The 24,534-nt window shown below is 71.0% G+C and carries 23 protein-coding genes and 4 tRNA genes; 16 read left to right on the forward strand and 11 right to left on the reverse strand.

Features of this window, described 5'->3' with window-relative positions; translation table 11 throughout:
- The first annotated feature begins 91 nt into the window (after positions 1-91).
- The gene (locus tag FDO69_RS07225; protein ID WP_104778930.1) at positions 92-592 is read left to right on the forward strand and encodes a MarR family winged helix-turn-helix transcriptional regulator; all 501 of its coding nucleotides are present in this window, start codon (positions 92-94) and stop codon (positions 590-592) included.
- Between the two features lie 234 nt (positions 593-826).
- Here the strand turns inward: FDO69_RS07225 and FDO69_RS07230 are convergent, their stop codons facing one another.
- The 5 genes from FDO69_RS07230 to FDO69_RS07250 form a co-directional block, all read right to left on the reverse strand.
- Positions 827-1,900, reverse strand: a complete 1,074-nt coding sequence (locus FDO69_RS07230) for an ATP-binding SpoIIE family protein phosphatase (protein WP_104778931.1) — start codon at positions 1,898-1,900, stop codon at positions 827-829.
- Positions 1,897-2,343, reverse strand: a complete 447-nt coding sequence (locus tag FDO69_RS07235) for an anti-sigma regulatory factor (protein WP_104778932.1) — start codon at positions 2,341-2,343, stop codon at positions 1,897-1,899. Before FDO69_RS07235 ends, FDO69_RS07230 begins: the two co-directional genes overlap by 4 nt.
- Entirely contained in the window at positions 2,343-2,756 is a 414-nt protein-coding gene (locus tag FDO69_RS07240) for an STAS domain-containing protein (RefSeq protein WP_104778933.1), read from the reverse strand. The genes FDO69_RS07235 and FDO69_RS07240 overlap by 1 nt, the downstream gene beginning before the upstream one ends.
- A complete protein-coding gene (locus FDO69_RS07245; protein ID WP_420878492.1) occupies positions 2,753-3,664 on the reverse strand; it encodes an STAS domain-containing protein in 912 nt (303 codons plus the stop codon). Before FDO69_RS07245 ends, FDO69_RS07240 begins: the two co-directional genes overlap by 4 nt.
- Positions 3,665-3,812: 148 nt before the next feature.
- Positions 3,813-4,988 carry a PP2C family protein-serine/threonine phosphatase gene (locus FDO69_RS07250; RefSeq protein ID WP_104778935.1) on the reverse strand — a complete coding sequence of 392 codons (1,176 nt, stop codon included), beginning with the start codon at positions 4,986-4,988 and terminating at the stop codon, positions 3,813-3,815.
- 194 nt (positions 4,989-5,182) lie between these two features.
- Here FDO69_RS07250 and FDO69_RS07255 point away from each other — a divergent pair, with 194 nt between their 5' ends.
- From FDO69_RS07255 to FDO69_RS07300, 10 genes are all read left to right on the forward strand, one after another.
- Complete coding sequence (locus tag FDO69_RS07255; RefSeq protein ID WP_104778936.1) at positions 5,183-5,677, forward strand: MarR family transcriptional regulator; 495 nt, start codon at positions 5,183-5,185, stop codon at positions 5,675-5,677.
- Positions 5,678-6,020: 343 nt separating this feature from the next.
- Positions 6,021-6,869 (forward strand): RNA polymerase sigma factor SigF, encoded by an 849-nt coding sequence (locus FDO69_RS07260; RefSeq protein WP_104779265.1) that lies wholly within the window; start codon positions 6,021-6,023, stop codon positions 6,867-6,869.
- 253 nt (positions 6,870-7,122) lie between these two features.
- Positions 7,123-7,383, forward strand: a complete 261-nt coding sequence (locus FDO69_RS07265; protein WP_104778937.1) for a hypothetical protein — start codon at positions 7,123-7,125, stop codon at positions 7,381-7,383.
- A gap of 37 nt (positions 7,384-7,420) precedes the next feature.
- Positions 7,421-7,741, forward strand: coding sequence for a hypothetical protein (locus FDO69_RS07270; RefSeq protein WP_104778938.1), 321 nt, complete (start codon positions 7,421-7,423; stop codon positions 7,739-7,741).
- Positions 7,738-8,403: a DUF5819 family protein gene (locus FDO69_RS07275; RefSeq protein ID WP_138430068.1), complete on the forward strand. Its 666-nt coding sequence runs from the start codon at positions 7,738-7,740 to the stop codon at positions 8,401-8,403. The genes FDO69_RS07270 and FDO69_RS07275 overlap by 4 nt, the downstream gene beginning before the upstream one ends.
- The gene (locus tag FDO69_RS07280; RefSeq protein ID WP_234387866.1) at positions 8,400-9,443 is read left to right on the forward strand and encodes an HTTM domain-containing protein; all 1,044 of its coding nucleotides are present in this window, start codon (positions 8,400-8,402) and stop codon (positions 9,441-9,443) included. The genes FDO69_RS07275 and FDO69_RS07280 overlap by 4 nt, the downstream gene beginning before the upstream one ends.
- A gap of 72 nt (positions 9,444-9,515) precedes the next feature.
- A complete protein-coding gene (locus FDO69_RS07285; protein ID WP_138430070.1) occupies positions 9,516-10,010 on the forward strand; it encodes a hypothetical protein in 495 nt (164 codons plus the stop codon).
- Positions 10,007-10,900 (forward strand): serine hydrolase domain-containing protein, encoded by an 894-nt coding sequence (locus FDO69_RS07290; RefSeq protein WP_104778942.1) that lies wholly within the window; start codon positions 10,007-10,009, stop codon positions 10,898-10,900. The genes FDO69_RS07285 and FDO69_RS07290 overlap by 4 nt, the downstream gene beginning before the upstream one ends.
- Positions 10,897-12,348, forward strand: a complete 1,452-nt coding sequence (locus FDO69_RS07295; protein ID WP_104778943.1) for a phytoene desaturase family protein — start codon at positions 10,897-10,899, stop codon at positions 12,346-12,348. The genes FDO69_RS07290 and FDO69_RS07295 overlap by 4 nt, the downstream gene beginning before the upstream one ends.
- The gene (locus FDO69_RS07300) at positions 12,345-12,605 is read left to right on the forward strand and encodes a hypothetical protein (RefSeq protein ID WP_104778944.1); all 261 of its coding nucleotides are present in this window, start codon (positions 12,345-12,347) and stop codon (positions 12,603-12,605) included. The genes FDO69_RS07295 and FDO69_RS07300 overlap by 4 nt, the downstream gene beginning before the upstream one ends.
- A 77-nt stretch (positions 12,606-12,682) precedes the next feature.
- Here the strand turns inward: FDO69_RS07300 and FDO69_RS07305 are convergent, their stop codons facing one another.
- The 5 genes from FDO69_RS07305 to FDO69_RS07325 all read right to left on the reverse strand — a co-directional run bounded on the left by FDO69_RS07305 (position 12,683) and on the right by FDO69_RS07325 (position 17,878).
- Entirely contained in the window at positions 12,683-13,669 is a 987-nt protein-coding gene (locus FDO69_RS07305) for a helix-turn-helix transcriptional regulator (RefSeq protein ID WP_104778945.1), read from the reverse strand.
- 481 nt (positions 13,670-14,150) lie between these two features.
- Positions 14,151-14,223 (reverse strand) — tRNA-Lys (locus FDO69_RS07310).
- A gap of 228 nt (positions 14,224-14,451) precedes the next feature.
- Entirely contained in the window at positions 14,452-16,509 is a 2,058-nt protein-coding gene (locus FDO69_RS07315) for a DEAD/DEAH box helicase (RefSeq protein WP_104778946.1), read from the reverse strand.
- A gap of 397 nt (positions 16,510-16,906) precedes the next feature.
- The gene (locus FDO69_RS07320) at positions 16,907-17,440 is read right to left on the reverse strand and encodes a hypothetical protein (RefSeq protein ID WP_104778947.1); all 534 of its coding nucleotides are present in this window, start codon (positions 17,438-17,440) and stop codon (positions 16,907-16,909) included.
- Between the two features lie 87 nt (positions 17,441-17,527).
- Positions 17,528-17,878, reverse strand: a complete 351-nt coding sequence (locus FDO69_RS07325) for a metallopeptidase family protein (protein ID WP_031137833.1) — start codon at positions 17,876-17,878, stop codon at positions 17,528-17,530.
- A gap of 83 nt (positions 17,879-17,961) precedes the next feature.
- Between FDO69_RS07325 and FDO69_RS07330 the strand changes: the two genes are divergently transcribed.
- The 4 genes from FDO69_RS07330 (at position 17,962) to FDO69_RS07345 (ending at position 19,897) form a co-directional block, all read left to right on the forward strand.
- Positions 17,962-19,536: a metallophosphoesterase family protein gene (locus tag FDO69_RS07330; RefSeq protein WP_167526540.1), complete on the forward strand. Its 1,575-nt coding sequence runs from the start codon at positions 17,962-17,964 to the stop codon at positions 19,534-19,536.
- Positions 19,537-19,616: 80 nt separating this feature from the next.
- Positions 19,617-19,689, forward strand: a tRNA-Glu gene (locus tag FDO69_RS07335).
- Between the two features lie 35 nt (positions 19,690-19,724).
- Positions 19,725-19,799, forward strand: a tRNA-Asp gene (locus tag FDO69_RS07340).
- Between the two features lie 24 nt (positions 19,800-19,823).
- A tRNA-Phe gene (locus FDO69_RS07345) sits at positions 19,824-19,897 on the forward strand.
- Positions 19,898-20,099: 202 nt separating this feature from the next.
- On the opposite strand, the gene FDO69_RS07350 is transcribed toward FDO69_RS07345, so the two are convergent.
- Positions 20,100-20,429, reverse strand: a complete 330-nt coding sequence (locus FDO69_RS07350) for a hypothetical protein (RefSeq protein WP_324826346.1) — start codon at positions 20,427-20,429, stop codon at positions 20,100-20,102.
- Between the two features lie 158 nt (positions 20,430-20,587).
- Here FDO69_RS07350 and hrpA point away from each other — a divergent pair, with 158 nt between their 5' ends.
- Positions 20,588-24,532: an ATP-dependent RNA helicase HrpA gene (gene hrpA / locus FDO69_RS07355; protein WP_104778948.1), complete on the forward strand. Its 3,945-nt coding sequence runs from the start codon at positions 20,588-20,590 to the stop codon at positions 24,530-24,532.
- Positions 24,533-24,534: the final 2 nt, after the last annotated feature.

Consider the following 24,534-nt stretch of genomic DNA (forward strand, 5'->3'; position numbering starts at 1 on the left):
AACGGGGCTGCTTGCCCCTCGCTTCCTCGGGTACAGCCTTTGCAAGAGGGTGACCTCATCAATACCCGGAGCTTTTTGGAAGTGACCGTTCGTGACCGATCTCGGCGGCCCCGGCAACCACCGGGCGAAGGGACCGGACGAGGGCCCGGAGGCCGTCGCCGCGCAGATCGCCGATGCCGTGGAGAGTCTGGCGGAGCTGTGGTCGATCGCCGCCCAGGAGGCGTCCCTGCGCCTGTCACCGCACCAGTTGCGGGCCCTGCGCACCGTGCAGGCGGCGCCCGGCCTGAACCTGACGGCCCTCGCGGACGGCCTGGACATCGGCCTCCCCACGGCCAGCCGCCTCTGCGACCGCCTGGCGGCGGCGGGCCTCCTGGAACGGACCCCGCACCCCGACACCCGCCGCGTGGTGCAACTGTGGCTCACCTCACACGGGCGGCGCGTGCTGTGCGATGTCGCCGGCCGCCGCGCCCAGGCCCTGGCCACAGCCCTGGCGGCGATGGAACCGGCCGAACGGTCGGCGCTGAGCAGGGGGTTGCGGGGGTTTATGGCAGCCCGGGACACGGTGGTACCGGGCGTCGACGGGACCGAGTGAGTCCAGGGAGAGGTACGGACGGCGAACGCCACCGGTGACCGGTGAGCCCGGTCAGCGCGGCCTCACCGAAGCGGCGCGGCGCGGCGCGGATGCCCTCAGACCCCCGCCCCATGACGCCACACACCACCGGCGCCTCGCCGCAACGCCCTCGCACCCACCACCGGCGATGCCGGCACCGCCCTCAGACCCCCGCCCCATGACCGCACACACCACCGGCGCTTCGCCGCAACGCCCTCAGACCCCCGAGCCATGGCGGCTCACGCCGCCGGCGGTGAGGACCGCCACGCAGGTGTCGTCCCGCACCGGGCGGGCCGCGCTCCCCGCGTCCCGGAGGACCACCGCGGCGGCCACCGCCGGGTCGCAGCCGGGCAGTACGTCGTCGTCGGGCGGCGTCCAGCGGCTGGGCAGGCCGTCGCTGTGCAGCACCAGCAGACTGTCCGCGTGCCAGGGCACCCGCTGCACGGGCACGGACGCCGGCGCCTGCGCGCCCACGATGCCGGGGTGGGACAGCAGCGGCTTCCACGTGCCGTCGGTTCGCAGCCGGCCACCGACGTTGCCGATCCCGGCGAAACTCAACTGCCCTTGGCGTACATCCAGTTGTGCCACGGCGACGGCCGCGCCCCGGGTGGGGCGCAGGGCCCGGCCCAGACTGCGCAGGATCTCGGCCGGCGGCAGCTCCGCCAGACCGCGCAGCCCCTCCACCGCCGCCGTGGAGGCCTCGGCGGCCTTCTCCCCGTGACCGAGCCCGTCGGCGAGCAGCAGGGTCAGACGGTCGCCGGAGCGCACCCGGGCCCAGGCATCCCCCGACTGCTCGGCCCGGCCCAGGGGGACGTTGACACCCCCGGCGCGCGGCCCCGGCGGGGGCGGCCCCTGGTTGCGGACGGCCGGCTCGTGGCCGATTCGGGCCATCACGACCGTGCCCCGGCCCGGCGCGCTGTGCAGATCGAAGTCGTTCGCTATGCGCCGGCACGTCCCGAGTCCGGCTCCGAGCGAGGCGGCGACGGTCGTGGTGTAGCCGTCGCGCATCGCCGCCGCGACGTCCGGGATGCCGGGTCCGTGGTCGAGCGAGACGAGCTGCACGGCCTTCCGGGGGCCGTCGTCGTGCGCCCGCTCGACGAGGTTGATCAGCACACGGCCACCCTCCGCGTGCCGCAGCAGGTTGGTCGCCAGCTCCGTCGCCACGAGCGCGGCGGTCGCGGTGCGGTTCGGGGGCAGGCCGGCGCGGGCACTGGCCTCCTCGGCCGCCACCCGCACGTCCCGCACCCGCGTCGAATCGTCCTCCACCGGCATGTCCCAGACCCTGCTCATCGCGGCACCGTCCGGGCGGGCGGCACGACGGTGGCCCAGGCCGTGACGGTGACGGTGGTCCCCTCACCGGGCGTGCTGTCCACCTCGAACTCCTGCACCAGCCGCTTGGCGCCGCTCAGGCCGAGCCCGAGCCCCCCGCCGCTGGTGTAGCCGTCGGTGAGCGCCTGGTCCAGGTCGCGGATGCCGGGACCGGAGTCGACGAAGGCCAGCCGCAGCCCCTGCGACGAGCCGGCGTCCAGCGGGGTGAGCTCCACATGGCCGCCCCCGCCGTGGACGAGGGTGTTGCGGGCCAGTTCGCTCGCCGCGGTGACGAGCTTGGTCTGCTGCACGAGCCCGAAGCCGAGCTCGGCGGCGGCCTGCCGAACCTGCTGCCGAACCCACGCCAGATCGGCGTCCGAGCCGATCGGCAGGCTGGCCGGGCCGGCATGGCGGGAAGCCTGCATCACGGACTCCCCTCGCCCCGGCGCGTGGTCACGCCGAGCATCTCCATCGCACGTTCGACGTCCAGGGCCGTCCGCATGCCGGGCAGGGTGAGCCCCAGCTCGACCAGGGTGATCGCCACCGCCGGGCGCATCCCGGCCAGGACCGTACGGGCCGCCAGCAGCTTGGCTCCGGCGGCGATCTCGGCGAGAACCCGGCCGAGGAAGGAGTCGACGATCTCCACACCGGAGATGTCGATCACGACCCCACTCACCCGACTGTCCGAGATCCGGGCCGTGATGTCCTGCTGGAGCTGCTCGGCCATCCCGTCGTGCAACTCCCCCTGGAGGGTGACCAGCAGGACATCGCCCAGCTGGAGGACCGGCACGGTGAAGCCGTGCCCGCCCGCGGGCCCGTGTCCCGCGAACCCGGTCACCGCGTGCCCGCGTCCGCTGCCGCGCCGGCCGCCCTCAGCGGTGCGATCTCGACCCCCTGCTCGCTCAGCGCGTAGGCGAGCGCGTCCTCCAGGCTGGAGCGGGTGAGCACCGTGCCGAGGTCGATGCCCAGGTGGACGATGGTCTGCGCGATCGCGGGCCGGATGCCGGAGACGATGCACTCGGCGCCCATCAGCCGCGCCGCCGCCACGGTCTTCATCAGGTGCTGGGCGACCAGCGAGTCGACCGTGGGCACGCCGGTGATGTCGAGGATGGCGTAGCGGGCGCGCTCGGCGACGATCGCGTCCAGCAGGCTCTCCATGACCACCTGGCTGCGCGCGCTGTCCAGCGTGCCGATCAGCGGTACGGCGACCGTGCTCTCCCAGAGCTTGATCACCGGGGTGGCCACCTCGTGCAGCTGCTCGCGCTGCCGGGCGATCAGCTCCTCGCCCGCGCTGACCGTCGTCTCCATCACGACCAGGCGCAGCGTGCCCATGAGCACCGTCAGCGCCACCACGGCCTCCTGGGCCTCGGGTGCGTACGGCTCCCCGAACTCGGCGCGCAGCAGTTCGGTCACCGGCTCGCGCAGCGCGGCGACCTCGTCGGCGACCCCGTCCGGGTCGATGCCCGTCCGGGCGCGGGAGGCGGCCATCCGCCCCAGCTGGTCGCGCACGGCCTCGAATCCGGACGCCCGGATGTCGTCCACCCGCCCGGACGCCGCCACGGCCGCCAGGGCCGCGGTCACGGCCCTGCCCGCCTCCACCGCCTCGTCCCGGGACACGGTGAAGACCGTGCGGAACAGCGCGGCGTCCGCCCACCGTTGGGCGATCTGCTCCCGGCGCCGTTCCAGGAAGGCGCTCACCTGGTAGGCGACAGGCTCCTGTTCCGCGTTCTCTTCCGACACCGACACTTGCATCGCTCCCTTGCACGGGCCGCCGAACCGAGGTCGCGCCACGGCGCCTCAGCCGTTACTTGCCGTATGACAAACATTAGTGCCGGCGCACGGCACCACCAAACAATTGCCCGCTGTCGCCCCCGACCTGCGGCTGCCCCGTCCCTTATCGCCCACGCCAGTCCAGACACACCACGAGGGCGTCGTCGTCCGGGGTGGACGCGCCACGGTGGCCCGTCAGTTCGCGCAGGAGGGCCCGGGGCACCTCGGCGGCCGGCAGCAGCCGGGTCGCCTGGATCGCCCGGGCCAGGGCGGTGTCCCAGCAGTAGGTCTCACCGCCCGGGGAGGCGACGTCGTAGACCCCGTCGCTGACGATGACCAGCCGGTCGCCCGGCTCGACCCGGAACTCCTGGATCACGTAGTCGGTCTCCTCGAACATGCCGAGCGGCAACTGGGCTTCGAAGGGCACCCACTCCACCGCGCCCCGGCGCAGCCGCAGCATCTGCGGCGACCCGGCGTCCACCGCCCGGACCCGGCCGGTGGCCAGGTCGAAGTCGAGCATCAGCACCGAGAGGTAGCAGCGGCCCCGGTAGTGCGCGTACACCGCCTGGTCGGCCAGGGCCGCCTGGTCGTCGATGGACAGCCCGGCCCGGCGCGCGTTGCGCAGGGCGTTGATCGCCAGGTTCGTCAGCAGGGAGGCCTCTATGCCCTCGCCCATGCCGTTGGTGACGTAGAGGCTGAGCCGGTCGGCCGAGGCGGACCAGTCGAAGTTGTCGCCGAAGATCGCGTACGCCGGCTCCAACTGCGCGCCCAGGTCGTACTCGGGGCGGGCGCAGGAGCGGCCCGGCAGCAGCTGCCACTGCATCTCGGCGGCCAGCGTGAGCCGGTCCCGGCGGCGCGCCTGGAGATACAGGTCGGTGTCCCGCTCGGCCACGACGACCTCGTGCCCGAGCACCTGGGCGATCTCGGCCAGCTCGCCGAGGTGGTCCTCGGCGTGCTCCGCGCCCGGCAGGGTCACGGTCAGCACCCCTAGGCGGTCGCCGCGCACGGTGACCGGCAGATGCACCCGGGCGAGGTCGCCCGAAAGGGACTCCACGTACGGCTCCTGCGCACCGAAGGCCCGGCCCGCCGGGCTGTTGTGCGCGGACACCGGCTGGAGGGTGTGCGGCAGCACGGACACCGGCTGTAGCACCGTCAGTCCGTAGTCGGCCAGGAAAAGCTCGACGGAGTCCGCCGCGTACTGATCGGTCAGTACACGACGGACCGCGTCCAGCAGTTGATGGGGCGCCGCCGTGCGCAGGGCGCGCTCGGCGGCCACGAATCTGCTCGTGATCGTGTTCACGGGGGTTTGTTCACCATCCTCGGTGGGACGCCGACGCGTCCTCGGAAATCGGTCCTTGCCCACGGGCCGGGGATGCGGGCCCCGGGTGGTTCACTTCACGCCTGGTGCCGCGACGGGCGCCGCTCGTCCCATCGGGCCGAAGCCCTCTGCCGCGGCACTAGTACGCTGACGGCCATCCCGGTGCCTGCGAGAGTGTGACTGTGACTTCCCTCCGACCCCGCCCTGAGCCGACAGAGGTCGCCCGTGTGACCTCCACGGCCGCGGAGTTGCTGGAGGTCCTCTGGGGCCGGGCCTCGACCGCGCCGGCCTCCGCGTCCCAGCTGCGGGTGCTGCTCATGCTCGAACACCACGAGGGCATCAACCTGCGCACGCTCGCCGACTCCCTCGCCTCCACACCGCCCTCGACCAGTCGGCTGTGCGACCGGCTGCAGGCCGCCGGGTTCGTCGAACGCGAGGTGAGTCCGGCCGACCGACGCGAGGTCCGCCTGCACCTCAGCGGCCGGGGCCGCGCCTTCCTGGCCGACCTGCGGGTGCGCCGGGAGGAGGCGCTGAGCGCGGTGCTCGACCAGATGCCCGCGGCGAAGCGGGTCGCACTGCTGCAGGGGCTGGAGGCGTTCTGCGACGCGGCGGCGGCCCAGATACACGCCGGCTCCGAAGACTCCCGCTCGCCCGGTGCCCAAACTGCCTGAATGACGTACCGTCGCACGGAGTCGTTCCTTCCGGTCTCTTCCCCGCGCACGTCCGGCATGCCTAGGCTGTTGCTCTCCACCTATAGTTGTCAATCGGCAACTGTCCGCTCCGCGAACCCCTGGGTCTTCTCTCGCGCACCCCACCGCCCACCCTCCCTGCCCGAACCGTCGCAGCACAGGTCCGGGTACCCCGTCACCGCCTCGACCTGCGCCGACTGTGGTCAACGTCTCGCCGGGGCATATGCGGGGCATGACCGCGGCGAGGGCGGGTAGCGGCGCTGGAGGTGGCCTGTCGGGGGATCGGAGCGGGCCGGACTGACAGGGAGGGCCCGTGACGGCGACCATGCGCATCGGCACGACGACGGATTCCGCCACCTACACCGGTGAGGAGCTGCCGCAGATCGCCGAGCCCCAGAAGATCGCCCCGCAGGACGCGCGCGAGCTGACCGGACAGTTCCTCGCCCGGCTCGCCGTGCTCGAGGAGGGCACGCCCGAGTACCAGTACACCCGCAACACGCTCATTGAGATGAACATGTCGCTGGTGCGCTTCGCCGCCCGCCGGTTCCGCACCAGCGGCCAGTCGATGGAGGACGTCGTCCAGGTCGGCGTGATCGGCCTGATCAAGGCCATCGACCGGTTCGAGGTCTCCCGCGAGGTGCAGTTCACCAGCTTCGCGGTGCCGTACATCATCGGCGAGATCAAGCGCTTCTTCCGTGACACGTCCTGGGCCGTGCATGTGCCGCGCCGCCTGCAGGAGGCCCGTACGGAACTCGCCAAGGCGACCGAGGAACTGGCCTCCCGCCTCGGCCGCGCCCCGAAGGTGGCCGAACTGGCCGCCCTGATGAACCTGTCGGAGGAGGAGGTCGTCGAAGCCCAGATCGCGGCCAACGGCTACCTGTCCTCCTCCCTCGACGCGACGGTCACCGGCGACCCGGACGAGAGCGAGACGACCCTGTCGGAGTTCATCGGCGAGGAGGACCCGGCCCTCGAACTCGTCGAGGACTTCCACGCCCTGGCCCCCCTGGTCGCCGAACTCGACGAACGCCAGCGCCTCATCCTCCACCTGCGCTTCGTGGAGGAGCTGACCCAGGCGGAGATCGGCGCCCGGCTCGGCATCTCGCAGATGCACGTCTCCCGGCTGATCTCCCGCACGGTGGCACGGCTGCGGTCGGGGATGCTGACCACCGGCTGACCCAGCCCCCGCAACGACAAGAGCCCCGGTCCGGAGACGATCCGAACCGGGGCTTCCTTGTATGCCCGGCCTGACCGGGGCCGCAGATCGTCCTCGCCGGTGTGTGCCGAAGGGGCCGGGGCCAGGGACAGCGGCGCGGCAGGAAAGTGCCGACCCCCGTGCAGGAAGCTGACATGGGCAACAGGCCCGACGCTGCTGTTGCGATGGCATCGTTTCCCCGTCAGAACGACCCGTCAGGTCAAGGGGGAAGCAAGTGAACGCGCAGTCCAGGCGTCATTCGGTTCGCGTCAGGTCGATCGTCGTCCTGGCCGTGTCCGCGGTCGTGGGCTGGGGATCGACGGGTACAGCCGGTGCCACCGCGGAGCAGCGGCCCGTGCTGTCGGCGTCAACGCATGCGAACGCTTCGCACGACCTGGTGGGGCGGGCGCTCGGGAAATTCTGCAGGAAGCACACGGGCGACCACTGGCTGCCGCCCGTCAACCGGCTGTGCAAGCCGGTCAACGGCTGGCAGTGAGCTGACGGACCAGAAGAAGAACAACGGGAGAAGAACAGTGAAGAAGGCAATTGCCGGTGCCGGTGTCGTTCTCGGCGGCGTCGCCGCCCTGCTCGCCATGCAGGCTCCTGCCCAGGCCGCGGCGCCGTCGGTGACCGCCTCCGCCGCCCAGCCGGCCAAGGCGAAGACCGACGAGAAGCAGCCGATGTGGCTGGGCTCCGTGGCCAAGGCCGCGGTCGTCCATGGCAGGGCGCTGGCCGGCACGCAGGCCATCCGCAGCCAGGTCGGCAACGTGGTCCGGATCGCGAGCCTCGGTTCCGCCCCGGCGGACACCACCAGCGAGGGCGCGCCGTCCGTCGAAGAGGTCTTCGACAAGTGACGAGTCCTCTCGTGATCAGGAGGGTGGTGCTGCTCGGCGGCGCCGCCCTCCTGGGCCTTCACTTCGCTCTCGCTTCCTTCTCCCAAGCCCCTGCCACCCCGTTGAAGGTCCAGCACTTCGACAAGGTGAAGGGCTACCTGAACCCCTACTTCGTGCAGAACTGGATGCTCTTCGCGCCGGATCCGCTCGCCGACGACCGTGGCGTGCTGGCCCGGGCCCAGTGCCGGGACGGGAGCGTCACCGACTACCACGACGTCACCACCACCTACGTGCGCAAGGCACAGGAGAGCAGGTTCTTCCCCTCCCGCATGTCGCGGCTGGTCTCCGCGCCGATGCAGTCCATCAACGCGACCGACCCGCTGCTCGACCGGCTGCGGGAGAAGCACAAGGACGACATCGCGAAGGACCAGAAGGACGGCAAGGGCAAGGTCCGCCTGATGCCGGAGGAGCAGCAGGCGCAGGACAACGCGGTCCGCTTCCTCTCCCGTTACTCACTGACCCAGATGCCCGACGCCTGCGGCGGTGATCCGCAGCGGATCCAGGTACGCATGTACGTGCGCGAACTGCCGCCCTGGTCGAAGCGCAACGCCCCGGCCAAGGCGGTCAAGGACACGGCGCAGGTGCAGGACTTCGGTTGGCTGAAGGTGGGCGAACTGCGGTGAGAACCTCACTTCGCGCGCGGCTGCGCGCCCGGGCGAGCCGTTCCATGACCTCGCTCGACCGGCTCGGCTCCACGTCGTTCGCCGTCCTGGGAGTCTCCGGCACGCGAGTCCTGCTCGGCTTCGTCGGCTTCATGTTCTACGCCTCGCAGTACGCCGACCGGCACTTCCTCTTCGGCCCCTCGGGCGTCGAGTCCTGGAGCCGTTTCCGCACCGTTCTGGACGAGACGGGCACCTTCAGCCTCTACGCGGTCAGCACCTCGACGGCCTGGTTCGAGCTGGTCTTCCACCTCGGCATGCTGCTGGCGCTGGCGGTCACGCTGGGCGTGGGAGGACGGCCGGTGCTCGCCCTGCACTGGGTGTTCCTGTGGTCGGTGTACCAGCGGGACCAGTTCCTGCTCGACGGCGGCGACAACCTGGCGTATCTCGTCATCCCCATGCTGATGCTCACCCGCTGCTACGACCGGCTCTCGCTGACGAGCGGTCTGGCCGGGCGGGTCACGGACCGGCTGCCCGCCCGTGTGCGCGCCGCGCAGACTCCGCTGCACAACCTGGGCGTGCTCGCGATCGCGGCGCAGATCTGCCTCGTGTACGTCACCAGCGGCCTCTACAAGGTGCAGGGCAAACTGTGGCAGGACGGCACGGCGCTCTTCTACATCATGCGCATCCCCGAGTTCGAACTCCCGGGATTCTCACGGCTGGTGTACGAGAACGACCTGCTGGTGATCGGCGGCACGTACGCCACCACCCTGTTCCTGGTCTACTTCCCGCTGGGCGTGCTCGTGCGGAAGCTACGCCCCTGGGCGGCCGTGGCGTCGATCGGCTTCCACCTGTCGATCGCCTTCTTCATGGGGCTCACCGGGTTCGCCCTCACGATGGTGGCCTGCGACCTGATCTTCCTGAGCCGGCCGCTCGCCGCGGCGATCCGACTGGCGGGCCGGGTCCGCGACCGCGTCGCGGCGTCCCTACGGGAACGGGCCGGATGGCCGGAACGGTCCGCCGTCACGGCGACGCGGACGGCCTCCGCCGAGAATGCAGGCTGATCGTCCGGGGCCGGGCGCAGGCGGCCGGGCCGCCCGTCCGGACGGGACGTACGACACGAACGGGAGTCAACTGTGGCGATGGTCGGACTGTTCTGGATCACCGCGGACGCGGTGTACGTGGGTGCCCCGCCGGGCACCGAGGGCCGCGCGGTCCGGCTGACAGAGAAGGGCGTGGAGGCCGGCGTGGCCGGTGGCCACCGGGTGTGGACGTGGGAGGATCTGCGCTCCGCGACCGTCGAGGGCGCCCCGGTCCACGGCGCTTCCCGTCGACGGCTGGCCTTGGCCGTGGACATCGTGCTCACGGCGGCACTGGGCGGCACCGGCGAACCGAGACAGATGCTGCTGCGGCTCGAAACCGCCTCCGGCGCCGAGGAGCTGGCCGTCCACTCGGCCGCCGCCGGTGCGTACGACAAGGAGGAGTTCGCCCTCTCCCAGGCTCTGCTCGCCCGGTTTGTCGACGGCAGCGCGTCTCCCCGGACGCTCACGGAGTGGGGCCGGGTCGCCGGCGATACGACCCCGAAGTCGCCCGAGCGTCAGGCGCTGCTGCGGAACTGGACCGGCGGATGAGGCGGTTCCCGCGCCCCGCTCCGACATGCGCGATCTCCGGCACCGGCCCCGTACGGGCCGAACACGGCCACGACCCGGACGCCTACGTGGAGATCGGCTCCGTCACCAAGGTGCTCACCGGAACCCTGCTGGCACGGCTGGCCGAGGCCGGGCGGCTCGACCCCGACGACCGGCTGGCCGCATGGCTTCCGGCCGTTCCCGCCGGGTCGGAGATCACGCTGCGGCAGTTGGCGGACCACACATCGGGCCTGCCCCGCCTGCACCCGCAGCCGTCGTCGACCGACCCCCGCGACCCGTACGCGACCCTCGACCCCGAGGAGTTCGACAGGATCCTGCGGCAACTCGACACGATCGCCGCGCGGAAGCCCGGCGCCGGCGAGGAATACTCCAACCTCGGCTACGCCGTCCTCGGCGCCGCCCTGGAGGCAGCCGGCAGGGGCACGTACGAGGAACTGCTGCGCACGCACGTGCTTGCGCCGCTCGGCGTCGACGAGGTCACCGCCGACCCGCCCGCTGACCGGACACTGACCGCCCGCGGCCTGTTCGGGCGGCCCCGCGCCCCCTGGACGATGACCGGACCGATCCTGCCCGCGGGCGGCCTGTGGGCCACCCCCCGGGCCGTGGCGAAGCTCGTGAAGGGCATGCTGGTGGACCGTGCACTGGGCGAACCCGCGGTGTCCTGGCAGAACGCGGGCGAGTTGCGCTGGCACAACGGAGCGACGCGGGACGCGTCCGTCTTCGCCGGAGCCTTCCCCGGCACCACCGCCTGGGCAGTCGTGCACCGGCTCGGCGGCCGGCCCGACCGGACGGACCGGGCCGGGCTGAAACTGCTCGCCGAGGCGAAGAAGGCCCCGCAGGGCCGAGGACCCGAAAGGCCGGCAGCCGGATGACGGACTTCGACGTCGCTGTCGTCGGCAGCGGCCCCAACGGACTCGCCGCCGCGGTCACCATGGCCCGCGCCGGTCTGCGCGTCGAAATCCGCGAACGTGCCGACGACATCGGCGGCGGACTGCGCACCGCCCCACTGTTCGACAGCGAGGTCGTGCACGACATCTGCGCCGCGGTGCACCCCATGGCCCCCGCCTCGCCGTTCTTCCGGGAGTTCGACCTCGCCGCCCGCGGGGTGGAACTCCTCCACCCCGCGATCGCCTACGCCCAACTCATCGACGAACGAACCGTCGCACTGGCGCACCGCGACCTCGCGGCCACCTGTGCCGGACTCGGCGCCGACGGTGACCGGTGGCGCAGGCTCATGGAGCCCCTGGTCGCGCACAGCACAGGCGTCGTCGACTTCATACTGTCCGGGCAGCGGTCCTGGCCCGACGACCTCGCCGCCCCGGCTCTGCTGGCGTCGCGCGTCCTGCGCCACGGCAGCCCCTTCCACGGGTTTGCGACCGAGGAGGCGGCCGCGCTGCTCACCGGCGTGGCCGCGCACGCGGTCGGGCGGCTGCCCAGCCTCGCCTCCGGCGCTACAGCTCTGCTGCTCGGGCACCTCGGCCACAGCACGGGGTGGCCGCTGCCGAAGGGCGGCAGCGGCGTCATCGCCCACGCACTCGCCGACGACCTGGTGACGCACGGCGGCCGCATCCGCACCGGAGCGCCTGTCGCCGACGTGCGGGAGCTGCGGGGCGCACGGGCCGTTCTGCTGGACGTGGCGCCGAAGGGGTTACTCGCCCTCGCCGGGGACAGGCTGCCGGCCCGCTACGCAAAGGCCCTGGCGCGCTTCCGGTACGGCCCCGGCGCGGCGAAGGCGGACTTCCTGGTTTCCGCGCCGATCCCCTGGCGCGACCCCGAGGTCGGCCGCGCGGGCACGGTTCACCTAGGTGGCAGCCGCGCCACGATGCTGCGGCAGGAGACCCTCGCAGCGCGCGGCGTCCCGACCGCCGAACCGTTCGTCATGCTCGTCGATCCCGCCGTCACCGACCCTCGACGGGAGGTGCGGGGCAGGCGGCCGGTCTGGGCGTACGCGCACGTGCCCAACGGCGACACGCGTGATCCGCTGCCCATGATCCGGGCCGCGATCGAGCGGCACGCTCCCGGCTTCACGGACACGGTCCTGGCCGAACGGGCCGTCACTGCCGCGGGCTTGGAGGCGTACAACCCGAACTACGTGGGCGGCGACATCCTGGCGGGGGCCATCACGCTCACCCAGTCGCTGCTGCGCCCCGTGCCCCGGTTCGACCCCTACCGGACCCCGCTGCGCGGGGTGTACGTGTGCTCGGCGTCCACACCGCCCGGACCCGGGGTGCACGGCATGTCCGGCTACTGGGCTGCGCGTTCCGCCCTGCGGCACGAGTTCGGCATCCGTACGGCTCCGGTCCTCGGCCCCGCGTCATGAGCGGCGGGAACGGCGGCCTCGAGACGGAGATCCGTGTCGTGCGCGTGGCTGCGGACTCGCCCGCCGCTCCCCTGGTGGTGATCCGCCTGCTGGCCCTGCTGCCACCGCAATGGCCCTGCTCCACGCATGTGTCGGCGGACCGGATCACACTGCGGGTCGCGGCCGGTCCGGATGCGGCGCGCGCGGCCGTGGCCGGGGCGCTGCGGGACCGCGCGCTGCGCGGCTGGTCCCTGCCCGACGCGAAGTTCGTCTTCTGACCTCTGCCCGCTCAGGGCCTGCGGGTGCCTCTCCGGCAGGGCGTTGCGTTCGTTCACGGGCTCTCACCGGTGAGGGGTCAGATCCAGCCGCGCTCGCGAGCCAGGAGTGCGGCCTGCGGCCGCCCCGCCGCGCCGAGCAGCTGCATCAGGTCGGCCACGTGGCGGCGATACGTGCGGACGGAGATGCCGAGTTCGCGGGCGCCGATCTCGTCCTTGCTGACCCGGCACATCGATTCCAGGACGCGCTGTTCCAGCTCGGTCGGCTGGTCGCGGCCGTCGCCGTCCTCCTCGTACGGCGAAAGGGGCTCCGCCTCGCTCCAGATCTTCTCGAACAGGGCGAGCACATTGGCGACGAGACCGTCCTCACGGACGAGCAGTGCGCCGCGTGCGGTGTCGTCGGGGTCCACGGGCACCAGGGCGATACTGCGGTCGTAGACGAGGATGCGCTCGGTGACGGTCTGCGCGACCCGGATCTGCGCGCCCTGCGAGGCGAGTTCGCGCAGGTAGCCGACGGTGGGCGGATGGTCGAGCGCCGTGCACGGCAGGACGCTGCGGATCCGCACGCCGCGCCGCAGGCAGCGCTGGTCGAGGGGACGGGCGTGGGCGATGTTCTCAGGCGTCAGCTCGACGTACGGCTCGACCGAGAGGATCTCCTCGCGTGCGAAGAAGGCCAAGTCGTCGATCCGGTCGCGGATGCGCTCGACGTCCGCCAGCCGCTCGATGCGCGGAGCGGAAGCGGCCTCCTGGGGCTGCTCCTGGCGCAGCTCGGCGACCAGGTGCCGGGCTTGCGTGACCCGGGCAAGCTCCCTGTGGAGCTCCCGCAGACACAGGTCGGTCAGGCGCTCCACGGTGGTCTCCGGGTCCGCGGCCGCGAGCGCGCCCGGTCCCGTGCGGTTCAGCACCCCCAGCGTGCACAGGCGGTGCACGCTCTCGCCCACCTCACGCTGATCCAGTCCCAGCAGTGTGTGGATCTCATCGTCGGAGGTGTCCGGATTCCTCAGGAAGTGCCGGTACACGGCCTCTTCGGGGGCGGAGAGCCCGAGCCCGGACATGTCGAATCCCATGTGCGTCGCCCCCATTCATACGCAACCCCGAACGACCCTGCGCACGGCGGACAGGATGGTCGGTCCCGCCCCGGCGCGCGGCCGCTCCGCGACCGGGAGTCTAACCCGCCCGGACACCGGGCGAGTTCGGCGTCGCGTGGGCCGGCGGGGGTCGTCGTCCTGCGCGGGCCAGGCGACGCCGCCTGGTGCGCGACGTCGTGCGCCACACGGCCGGCGCGGAAGCCATGGGCTATGGGTCGAGGCCGTTGTCGGGGCGGAAGGGGACTCGTGTGACGTCATGGCGCGAGGGTGACGCGCACCACGGGACCGTCACCGCCGTACCCGCACCCCCGGCCCAGCCGAGTCGGCGCGTATTCATGAAGCACTCCCGGACCGGTTCCGCTCACGCAAAGCCCCGAAAACGCGGCAGCGCCCCAGCCAGCCGAAGCAGACCCGAGCGCCGCATCGCAGGTCAGAGGGGGTTTTCCCCTCCCCGCGTCCGTAGGCCCTGTGGGACTCGAACCCACAACCAATGGATTAAAAGTCCACTGCTCTGCCAATTGAGCTAAGGGCCCAGGCGATGTCGCCCCCACGAGCATAGCCGGACGACGCCGAGTCTCCGATCGGGTATCCGGGTCCCGGCCGTGGCGAAGGGACGAACAGGGCCGATGGGGGGCCGAAAGGAGCCACGGATCGACCTGGTTCGGGCGTGTCCGCACCCGCCCCGCTGAGCCCGCCCCCGACGACAGAGCGCCGTGGCCCGCCCGTTGGGACGGGGCCACGGCGCTCCTCATGCGCTGATGTCAGCCGTTGCGCTTCCAGCGCGGCTTGTCCTCGCGACGCTGGAACGAACCGCCGCCGCGGTGGTCGTCACGACGGCCGGAGGGGCGGTCGTGACCGGAGGAGCGGAAGCCGGGGCGGTCGCCCTGACGGTCACGGTTGAAGGGGCGGTCGCTGCCACGGTGACCACCGCGCTCGTCCCGGCGCTCGAAGGAGCGGCCCGGACGGTCGTCCCGGCGGAAGCCACCGCCACGGTGGTCGTCACGCCGCTCGAAACCACGACCACCCCGGTCGCCACGACGCGCGAACGAACGACCACCACGGTCCTCACGACGGTCGTCCCGACGGAAGCCACCACCACGGCTGTCGTCACGACGCTCGCACGAACGGCCACCACGGTCATCCCGACGGTCGTCCCGGCGGACGCCACCGCCACGGTGGTCGTCACGCCGCTCGAAACCACGACCACCCCGGTCGCCACGACGCGCGAACGAACGACCACCACGGTCCTCACGACGGTCGTCCCGACGGAAGCCACCACCACGGTTGTCGTCACGACGCTCGAAACCACGACCACCACGGTCGTCACGGTCCGCCCGATCGACGTCCTGCGCCGCCGGCTGCTCGGGCACGGACGCCTCGGCCGCCGCGGCCACCACCGCCGCCTGGGCCTCGGCCACCGCAGCCTCGGGGTCCTCACCCTGCTCGCGGGCGATCCGGGCGATCAGGCGGTCGGCCTCCTCGCGCAGCTCGTTCGCACGCCGCTGCGCCCGCTCCAGCTCCTTGGTGAGCTGGGCGACCTCACGCTCGGCCTGCTGCGCGGCGTTGCCCACGGACTCGGCCTGGACCTCGGTCATCGACCGGGCGCCGGTGATCTCGGCGACCTCCGGGTCGAAGGCGCCGGCACCCTGGATGATGTGGCGCGAGGCGTCGACGCCCGCGTCCTCCATCAGCCGGAAGATCTGACGCCGCTGGTGCGGCAGCGACAGCGACACGACGGTGCCGGAGCGGCCCGCACGCGCGGTACGGCCGGACCGGTGCAGGTAGTCCTTGTGGTCCCCGGCCGGGTCCACGTTCAGCACCAGGTCGATGCCGTCGACGTGGATACCGCGGGCGGCGACGTCGGTCGCGACGAGCGCGTTGACGTAGCCCTTCTTGAAGTCCTCCAGCACGCGGGTGCGCGCGCCCTGCGTCATACCGCCGTGCAGCGCGTCGGCCTTCACACCGGCGTCGCACAGCTGCTCGGCGATGCGGTCGGCGCCCAGCTGGGTGCGGACGAAGATGATCGTGCGGCCCTTGCGGGAGGCGATCGCGGCGGTGACCGGCGCCTTGTCCTTGGGCTTCACGATGAGGATGTGGTGCGACATGGTCGTGACGTTGCCCTGGGCGCTGTCGACCTCGTGCGTGACCGGGTTGCTCAGGTAGCGCTTGACCAGCGTGGAGATCTCGTTCTCCATCGTGGCCGAGAACAGCATGCGCTGGCCGCCGGCCGGGACCTGGTCGAGCAGCTCGGTGACCTCGGGCAGGAAGCCCAGGTCGGACATCTGGTCGGCCTCGTCGAGGACGGCGACCTCGACGTTCTCCAGGGAGCAGGCGCCGCGGTTGATGATGTCGCGCAGCCGGCCCGGGGTGGCGACGAGGACGTCGACGCCGCGCTCCAGGGCGTAGATCTGGTTGCCCATCGACGTACCGCCGCAGACGACCTTCATCTTCAGGCCGACGACGTCGCCGTACGGCTGGAGAGCGTCCGCGACCTGCATCGCGAGCTCACGGGTCGGGGTGAGGATGACCGCGCGCGGCTTGTGCTTCTCGGTGCGGCCGCCGGCGAGACGCGCCAGGGTCGGCAGACCGAAGGAGAGGGTCTTGCCGGAGCCGGTGCGGCCACGGCCGAGGATGTCCTTGCCGGCCAGGGCGTCCGGGATGGTCGCGGCCTGGATCGGGAAGGGGGTGGTCACACCGTTCTGCGCGAGCTTGCGCACAACGCCTTCGGGGAGACCGAGGTCCGCGAAAGTGACCTCGGGGGCGTCCTCGGCTGCCTCGTTCTCGGGCACGACGACGTGATCAGTACTGGCGATGGACATGCGAATGCGAAACCTTCCGGAGTCTCAGTCGGCACGCGCCCGTCAACTCCGTGATTCGCGAATCGCAATACGACCGCCTCAATGCGGTCCACCACGGCAAGGGAGAGTACGCGCCACACGGCGCGCTCTGCAGTGGCGCCGGGCAAGATGGGATCAAACGATCTGCCACCATACGCACTCCGGGCCCCCTAAGGCAAACCGGACTGTGTAGGAGACAGTGGGCCACTGTCCGAGGCCGGACAGCATCCAAGACTCTCCAACCACCCTCCAGCCGGGATTGTTCCCGCCCCGGAAGAAAAATTTCCCACCCCACCCGCGCACCCCCGCGCCACCCGCACATCCACCCCCCTATGCCGACGCCCCACGCCCCACCCCCCTATGCCGGCGCCCCACCCCCCTATGCCGGCGCCCCCGCCTCCGGCGCCGGCTCCCGCTGCTCGAGCTGCGGCCCCGGCGGCTCGTGCGCCGACGACGACGGCTCCGGCGTCGGCTCGGGAGACGTCGTCGGCTCCTGCGGCGTCGGCGTTGGCTCCGGCTCGACGGTCCGGGTGGGCGTCGGCGGCGCCGGCGGCTTCGGTGTCGGCCGGGCCGGCTTCCCCGGCTTGTCACCCCCCGCCCCGGGCGGACTCACCTCAGCGCTCGGCGACACCTCGGGCGCAGCCGACTTCCCCGCCCCGGCGCCCTTGCCCTTCTTGTCCTTCCTGCCCTTGTCGCGCCCCCGCTCGCCGTCGGCCCCGACCGCACCCGAGTTCGCGCCGCCCCCCGACACCGCCGGACCACCCCCGGGCGCCTCGCCACCCCGCTGCCCGGCGGAATGCGACGGCTTGACGCTCCCGCCCGCGTCGTCGTCGCCGACACTCATGCAGCCGGCGGCAGCGGCGACCGCCACGACCGTGACGGCCAGTCGGACGGGTACGTACAAGGGGCGCACGGGGCCACCTCCGGAACGGGTGAGGGAGTCAACACCTCCAACTCCCGCCGCCCACAAGAGGACACGCGCCCCGTATTCACAACCCGGTCAGCCGTACCCCAGGGCGTGAAGACGCTCGTCGTCGATGCCGAAATGGTGCGCGATCTCATGCACCACCGTGATCTCCGTCTCCGCGACGACATCCTCCCGCGACTCGCACATCCGCAGCGTCGGATTCCGGTACACCGTGATGCGGTCCGGCAGCACACCGGCGTACCACTCACCCCGGTCGGTCAGCGGAGTCCCCTCGTACAGCCCGAGCAGCTCGGGATCGTCCGCCGGCGGCTCGTCCTCCACGAACACCGCGACGTTGTCCATCAGTCGCGTCAACTCCGGCGGAATCCGGTCGAGCGCCTCGGCGACCAGCTCCTCGAACTCCTCGCGCGTCATCTCCAGCACAGGCCCATTGTCGGCCACGACCCCGCCGTACGAGAGCCTCCCGGCGCCGCATATCCGGCCGCGGACTTGGGCATACGGGATCAATGGCCCGCGTCCCCGCCGCAGTCCTGAGCGTCCTGAACCCCTTCCGCAAGGCCCCGCACGCCCTCACCCGCCGCTACCGCTCACGCCAGACACCCGCCACGATCGAACTGGTGGCGCAACCCCACCCATGGATCCGCGCGGTGGGACTCGTGGCCGTCGTACTGCTCGGCGCCTGGCTGGGCCTGCTGGTCGTGGGCAACGTCCGGGTCCCCGTCGGCCCCATGGACACCACCATGACCCTGCGCCCGTCCTTCACCGGCGGCACCAGGATCAACATCTCCCCCCTCGGCGCCCTCCAGCTCGACAGCCACATCGCCCCCGTCCGCCTGGACGTGAACGTCGACCAGCTCGACCCCGACCGCGCCCAAGCCCTCGTCGACCACCCCGAACGCCTCTCCGGCCTCCAGGACGAAGTCACCCAGGACGTCGGCCGCGGCACCCTCGACCTCGCCGTACGCTCCGGCGTCGCCGTCGTCGCCGGAGCCACCGCCCTCGGCCTCGCCGTCTACCGCCGACCCCGGCGCGCCCTGGCCGCCGGCGGCCTCGCCCTCACCCTCCTCGCCGCCTCGGGCGGCACGGCCTACGCCACCTGGCGCCCCGACTCCGTCCTCGAACCCAAGTTCTCCGGCCTGCTCACCTCGGCCCCCTCCCTGGTCGGCAACGCGCGCAGCATCGTCACGGAATTCGACGTCTACCAGAAGGAATTGGCCCGCCTCGTCACCAACGTCACCAAGCTCTACGACGCCACCTCGACGCTCCCGGCCTACGCGCCCGACCCCTCCACCATCCGGGTCCTGCACGTCTCCGACATCCACCTCAACCCGGCGAGCTGGAAGATCATCGCCTCGCTCGTGGAGCAGTACCAGGTCGACGTGATCGTCGACTCCGGCGACACGATGGACCACGGCACCGCCGCCGAGAACGGCTTCCTGGACCCCATCGAGGACCTCGGGGCCCCGTATGTCTGGGTCCGCGGCAACCACGACTCGATGATCACCCAGCGCTATATGCAGGGCCTGAAGAACGTCCACGTCCTGGACGACGGCAATGCACAGACGATCAAGGGCCTGCGCTTCGCCGGCATCGGCGACCCGCAGTTCACCCCCGACCGCTCACAGCAGACCGGCGCCCGGCAGTCCCAGGAACTGGCCGGCGCCCGCCTCGCCACGGCCCTGCGCGACCAGAGCACCGCAGGCACCCCCGTGGACGTCGCCATCGCCCACGAACCCTCAGCCGCCCGCGAGGTCGACGGCGAGGTCCCCCTGGCCCTGGCGGGCCACCTCCACCACGACGAGATGGAGATGCTCCCCTACGGCACCCGGCTGCGCATCGAGGGCTCCACGGGCGGCAGCGGGCTGCGCGCCATCGAGGGCAAGCACCCCGACCCCATCGAGGCGTCGATCCTGTACTTCGACCGGGACACCCGCCACCTCCAGGCCTGGGACGAGATCGAACTGGGCGGGCTCGGCCTCACGACGGCGGAGGTCAGCCGCCACCTCCCGGAGGAGAACCAGCCCGGCGCGACACCCTCCCCCGGCACCCCTTCGGGGGCCACCCCGTCGCCCTCCCCCTAAACCGTTTTGGCGATAGCTCCCGCCATCCCATATGCTTCTCACGTCCCCGACGCGCTGAGAAGCGCGCAGGCGGGCCGATAGCCCTCATCGTCTAGCGGCCTAGGACGCCGCCCTTTCAAGGCGGTAGCACGGGTTCGAATCCCGTTGGGGGCACGCACCACCCTGTGCGACACTGTCGTACGAAGCTTGGTCCTGTGGAGCAGTTTGGAGTGCTCGCCACCCTGTCAAGGTGGAGGCCGCGGGTTCAAATCCCGTCAGGACCGCTGAGGTTTCACGTGAAACCTCGTGGCTGGGTAGCTCAGTTGGTACGAGCGTCCGCCTGAAAAGCGGAAGGTCGCCGGTTCGACCCCGGCCCCAGCCACAACTAAGGCCCCGATCTTCGGATCGGGGCCTTGTTGCATGTCTTGTGTCATCGCGCCCGTGGTACGAGCGTCCGCGTCCGCTGCCAGGACCCTTCAACCGCGGCGTACGAGCGTCCGAGCCCGCTACCGAACAAGTACCCCGGCTTGCAGCTCGCCCCCGTCGATGGCCTCGGCGGAAGCCGCGCATCCAGCCCTACGCGATCAGCGTAGGGCGATGGGTTTTTCGGTGGCTCTGCGGAAGCGTTGGGAGCCCGGTTCGCCGAGGTTTCCGGCTTTGAGGTTGCCGGCGAGGGCGGTGTAGGCGTCGCTGGTCTTCTTGATGACGTGCTGGGCGGCCTGGGCGCCGAGGGACCAGCGGGTTTTGAGCTGGGTGTAGGTCAGGGCGCGCAGTTCGCGGTTTCGTTTGATTCCGGTGGTGAAGGCGGTGTGGGAGACGTGGTTGGCTGCCGCGTTGCAGGCGTGGAGGGTTGCCTGTAGTGCCGACGCCTGTTCGGGGGTCGGGAGGAGTTTGACGCGGATGACCAGCTTCACGTGCAGGAATCTAGGGCGGGGTCGGGGTTGTGGTCACGTGATCGAACGCCGACCACTCGATCGAATGACTGCTCGGTCAATCGCTCGAAGATCGTCTGCGTGGGCTGGTCGAAATCCGTTCGCCTCCGTTTTGCAGGGGATGAGATCCTGGATCCCGTATGTCTACGCACCCTGCCCCCGCCCTCGGCGCCCTCGCCCCCCGCCTGACCGAGCTGTCCCTGCGCGACGCGCACCGGCTCGGGCGCAGGCTCGAAGGTGCGCGCAAGATCCGTAAGCCGGAGGCGCAGGCCGCCGTGCTCGCCGAGATCGAGGCGGAGGTCGGCAAGGCAGAGGAACGGATGGCCGGTCGGCGTGCCCTCGTGCCCGAGGTCACGTACCCCGAGCAGTTGCCGGTCAGCCAGAAGAAGGACGAGATCGCCGACGCCATCCGCGACCATCAGGTCGTGATCGTCGCCGGCGAGACCGGCTCCGGCAAGACGACGCAGATCCCGAAGATCTGTCTGGAGCTCGGGCGCGGCGTACGCGGCATGATCGGGCACACCCAGCCCCGCAGGATCGCGGCCCGGACGGTCGCCGAGCGTGTCGCCGAGGAGCTGGACACTCCGCTCGGGGAGGCCGTCGGCTGGAAGGTGCGGTTCACCGACCAGGTGAACCAGGACGCGACCTTCGTCAAGCTCATGACGGACGGCATCCTGCTGGCCGAGATCCAGACCGACCGTGAGCTGCGCGCCTACGACACGATCATCATCGACGAGGCGCACGAGCGGTCTCTCAACATCGACTTCCTGCTGGGCTATCTCGCGCAGCTGCTGCCGAAGCGTCCGGATCTCAAGGTCGTCATCACCTCGGCCACGATCGACCCGGAGCGCTTCTCGCGGCATTTCGGCGACGCCCCGATCGTCGAGGTGAGCGGCCGTACGTATCCCGTGGAGGTCCGCTACCGGCCGCTGCTGGAGGAGGACGGCGACGACGCCGACCGCGATCAGATCACCGCGATCACCGATGCCGTGGAGGAGCTTCAGAGGGAGGGGAAGGGCGACATCCTCGTCTTCCTCTCCGGTGAGCGGGAGATCCGGGACACGGCCGACGCCCTCACCAAGAAGAACTACCGGTTCACGGAGATCCTGCCGCTCTACGCCCGGCTCTCCCATGCGGAGCAGCACCGTGTCTTCCAGCAGCACACCGGCCGCAGGATCGTTCTGGCCACGAATGTCGCCGAGACCTCGCTGACCGTCCCGGGGATCAAGTACGTGATCGACCCCGGTTTCGCGCGGATCTCGCGTTACAGCCATCGCACCAAGGTCCAGCGACTGCCCATCGAGCCGGTCTCGCAGGCGAGTGCCAACCAGCGCAAGGGCCGCTGTGGGCGTACGTCCGACGGCATCTGCATCCGGTTGTACAGCGAGGACGATTTCAACGCCCGGCCGGAGTTCACTGACGCGGAGATCCTCCGGACGAACCTCGCCTCCGTCATCCTGCAGATGACCGCGGCCGGCCTGGGTGACATCGAGAAGTTCCCGTTCATCGACCCGCCGGACCACCGCAACATCCGTGACGGTGTGCAGCTGCTCCAGGAGCTGAACGCCCTCGACCCGGTGCAGAAGGACCCGCGCAAGCGGCTCACGGAGACCGGCCGCAAGCTGGCGCAGCTGCCCGTCGACCCGCGGTTGGCCCGGATGGTCCTGGAGGCGGACAGGAACGGCTGTGTGCGTGAGGTCATGGTGATAGCCGCCGCGCTGTCCATCCAGGACCCGCGTGAGCGCCCCGCCGACAAGCAGGCGCAGGCCGATCAGCAGCACGCCCGCTTCAAGGACGAGACCAGCGACTTCCTGGCCTACCTCAATCTCTGGCGTTATCTCCGTGAGCAGCAGAAGGAGCGCGGGTCGTCCTCTTTCCGCCGGATGTGCAAGCAGGAGTACCTCAACTTCCTTCGCATTCGTGAATGGCAGGACATTTACACGCAGTTGCGCACGGTCGCGAAGCAGATGGGCATCCATCTCAACGAGGACGACGCCCCGGCCGACCGCATCCATCTCTCCCTGTTGGCGGGTCTTCTGTCGCACATCGGCATGAAGGACGTGAAGGAGGGCGCGAAGAACGAGTATCTGGGCGCCCGGAACGCCAAGTTCGCGGTCTTCCCGGGCTCGGCCCTGTTCAAGAAGCCCCCGCGGTTCGTGATGTCCGCCGAGCTCGTCGAGACGTCCCGCCTCTGGGCGCGCGTCAACGCGAGGATCGAGCCCGAGTGGGTCGAGCCGCTCGCCGCGCACCTCGTCAAGCGCACCTACAGCGAACCGCACTGGGAGAAGGACCAGGCCGCGGTGATGGCGTACGAGAAGGTCACGCTGTACGGCGTGCCGATCGTGGCGCAGCGGAAGGTCAACTACGGGCGGATCGATCCGGAGATCAGCCGTGAGCTGTTCATCCGGAACGCGCTGGTGGAGGGGGACTGGCGCACGCACCACAAGTTCTTCTCGGACAATCGCCGGCTCCTCACCGAGGTCGAGGAGCTGGAGCACCGGGCCCGGCGCCGGGACATCCTGGTCGACGACGAGACCCTGTTCGACTTCTACGACCAGCGGATTCCCGAACACGTCGTCTCCGGTGCCCACTTCGACTCCTGGTGGAAGCACAAGCGGCACGAGCAGCCCGACTTCCTCGACTTCGAGCGCGAGATGCTCATCAACGAGAAGGCGGGCGAGGTCACCAAGGCCGACTACCCCGACTCGTGGCGCCAGGGCGGTCTGAAGTTCCGGGTGACGTACCAGTTCGAGCCGGGGGCGGACGCCGACGGCGTGACCGTGCACATCCCGCTGCAGGTCCTCAATCAGGTCACGGACGAGGGCTTCGACTGGCAGATCCCGGGGCTGCGCGAGGAGCTGGTGACGGAGCTGATCCGGTCCCTGCCCAAGCCGATCCGGCGGAACTACGTTCCCGCGCCGAACTTCGCGAAGGCGTTCCTGGACCGGGCCGTGCCCCTCCAGGAGCCCTTGACCACGACCATGACCCGTGAGCTGCGGCTCATGGTGGGCGTGCCCTTCGAGGCGGACGACTTCGATCTGTCGAAGGTCCCCGACCATCTGAAGGTCACGTTCCGGATCGTCGACGAGCGGCGCCGCAAGCTGGCCGAGGACAAGGACCTGGAGGCTCTGAAGCTCAGGCTGCGCCCGAAGGCCCGCAAGGCGCTCTCCCAGGCGGCCGCGGCGACCGCGGAACGCTCCGGCGGTGAGTCCCTGGAGCGCTCGGGTCTGACCGACTGGACGATCGGCACACTCACCCGGGTCTTCGAGACCCGTCGGGCCGGTCAGCCGGTGAAGGCGTATCCGGCGCTGGTCGACGACGGCGACACGGTCTCCGTGCGTCTCTTCGACACCGAGGCGGAACAGGCGCAGGCGATGTGGAAGGGCACGCGCCGGCTGATCCTGCGCAACATCCCGGTGAACCCGGCGAAGTTCACGAGCGATCGCTTGACGAACGCGCAGAAGCTGGCCCTGTCCGCCAACCCGCACGGCTCGATTCAGGGCCTGTTCGACGACTGCGCGATGGCCGCCGCCGACAAGCTGATCGGGGACTTCGGCGGGCCGGCGTGGGACGAGGAGTCGTACCGGAAGCTGTACGACAGGGTGCGTGCCGAGATCGTCGACACGACCGTCCGTACGGTGGACCAGGTGCAGCAGGTCCTGGCGGCCTGGCAGGCCTGCGAGCGGCGCCTGAAGGCCGTACGCAGCCCGGCGCTGCTGGCGAACCTCCAGGACGTACGGGGGCAGCTGGACGCCCTTGTGAGGCCGGGCTTCGTGACGGAGGCGGGGCTGCGGCGCATGCCGGACCTGATGCGCTATCTGGTGGCGGCCGACCGGCGGCTGCAGCAGATGCCGACGAACGTCCAGCGGGACACCACGCGGATGCTGAAGGTCCACGAGATGCGGGACGAGTACGCCTGGCTGCTGGAGCAGCTGCCGCAGGGCCGGCCGGTCCCGTCGTCGGTTCTGGACATCCGCTGGATGATCGAGGAGCTCCGGGTCAGCTATTTCGCCCACGCGCTGGGCACGGCGTACCCCGTCTCCGACAAGCGGATCGTGAAGGCGATCGACGCGGCGGCGCCGTAACA

The organism is Streptomyces tibetensis (assembly GCF_007655005.1).
GTDB lineage: Bacteria > Actinomycetota > Actinomycetes > Streptomycetales > Streptomycetaceae > Streptomyces > Streptomyces tibetensis.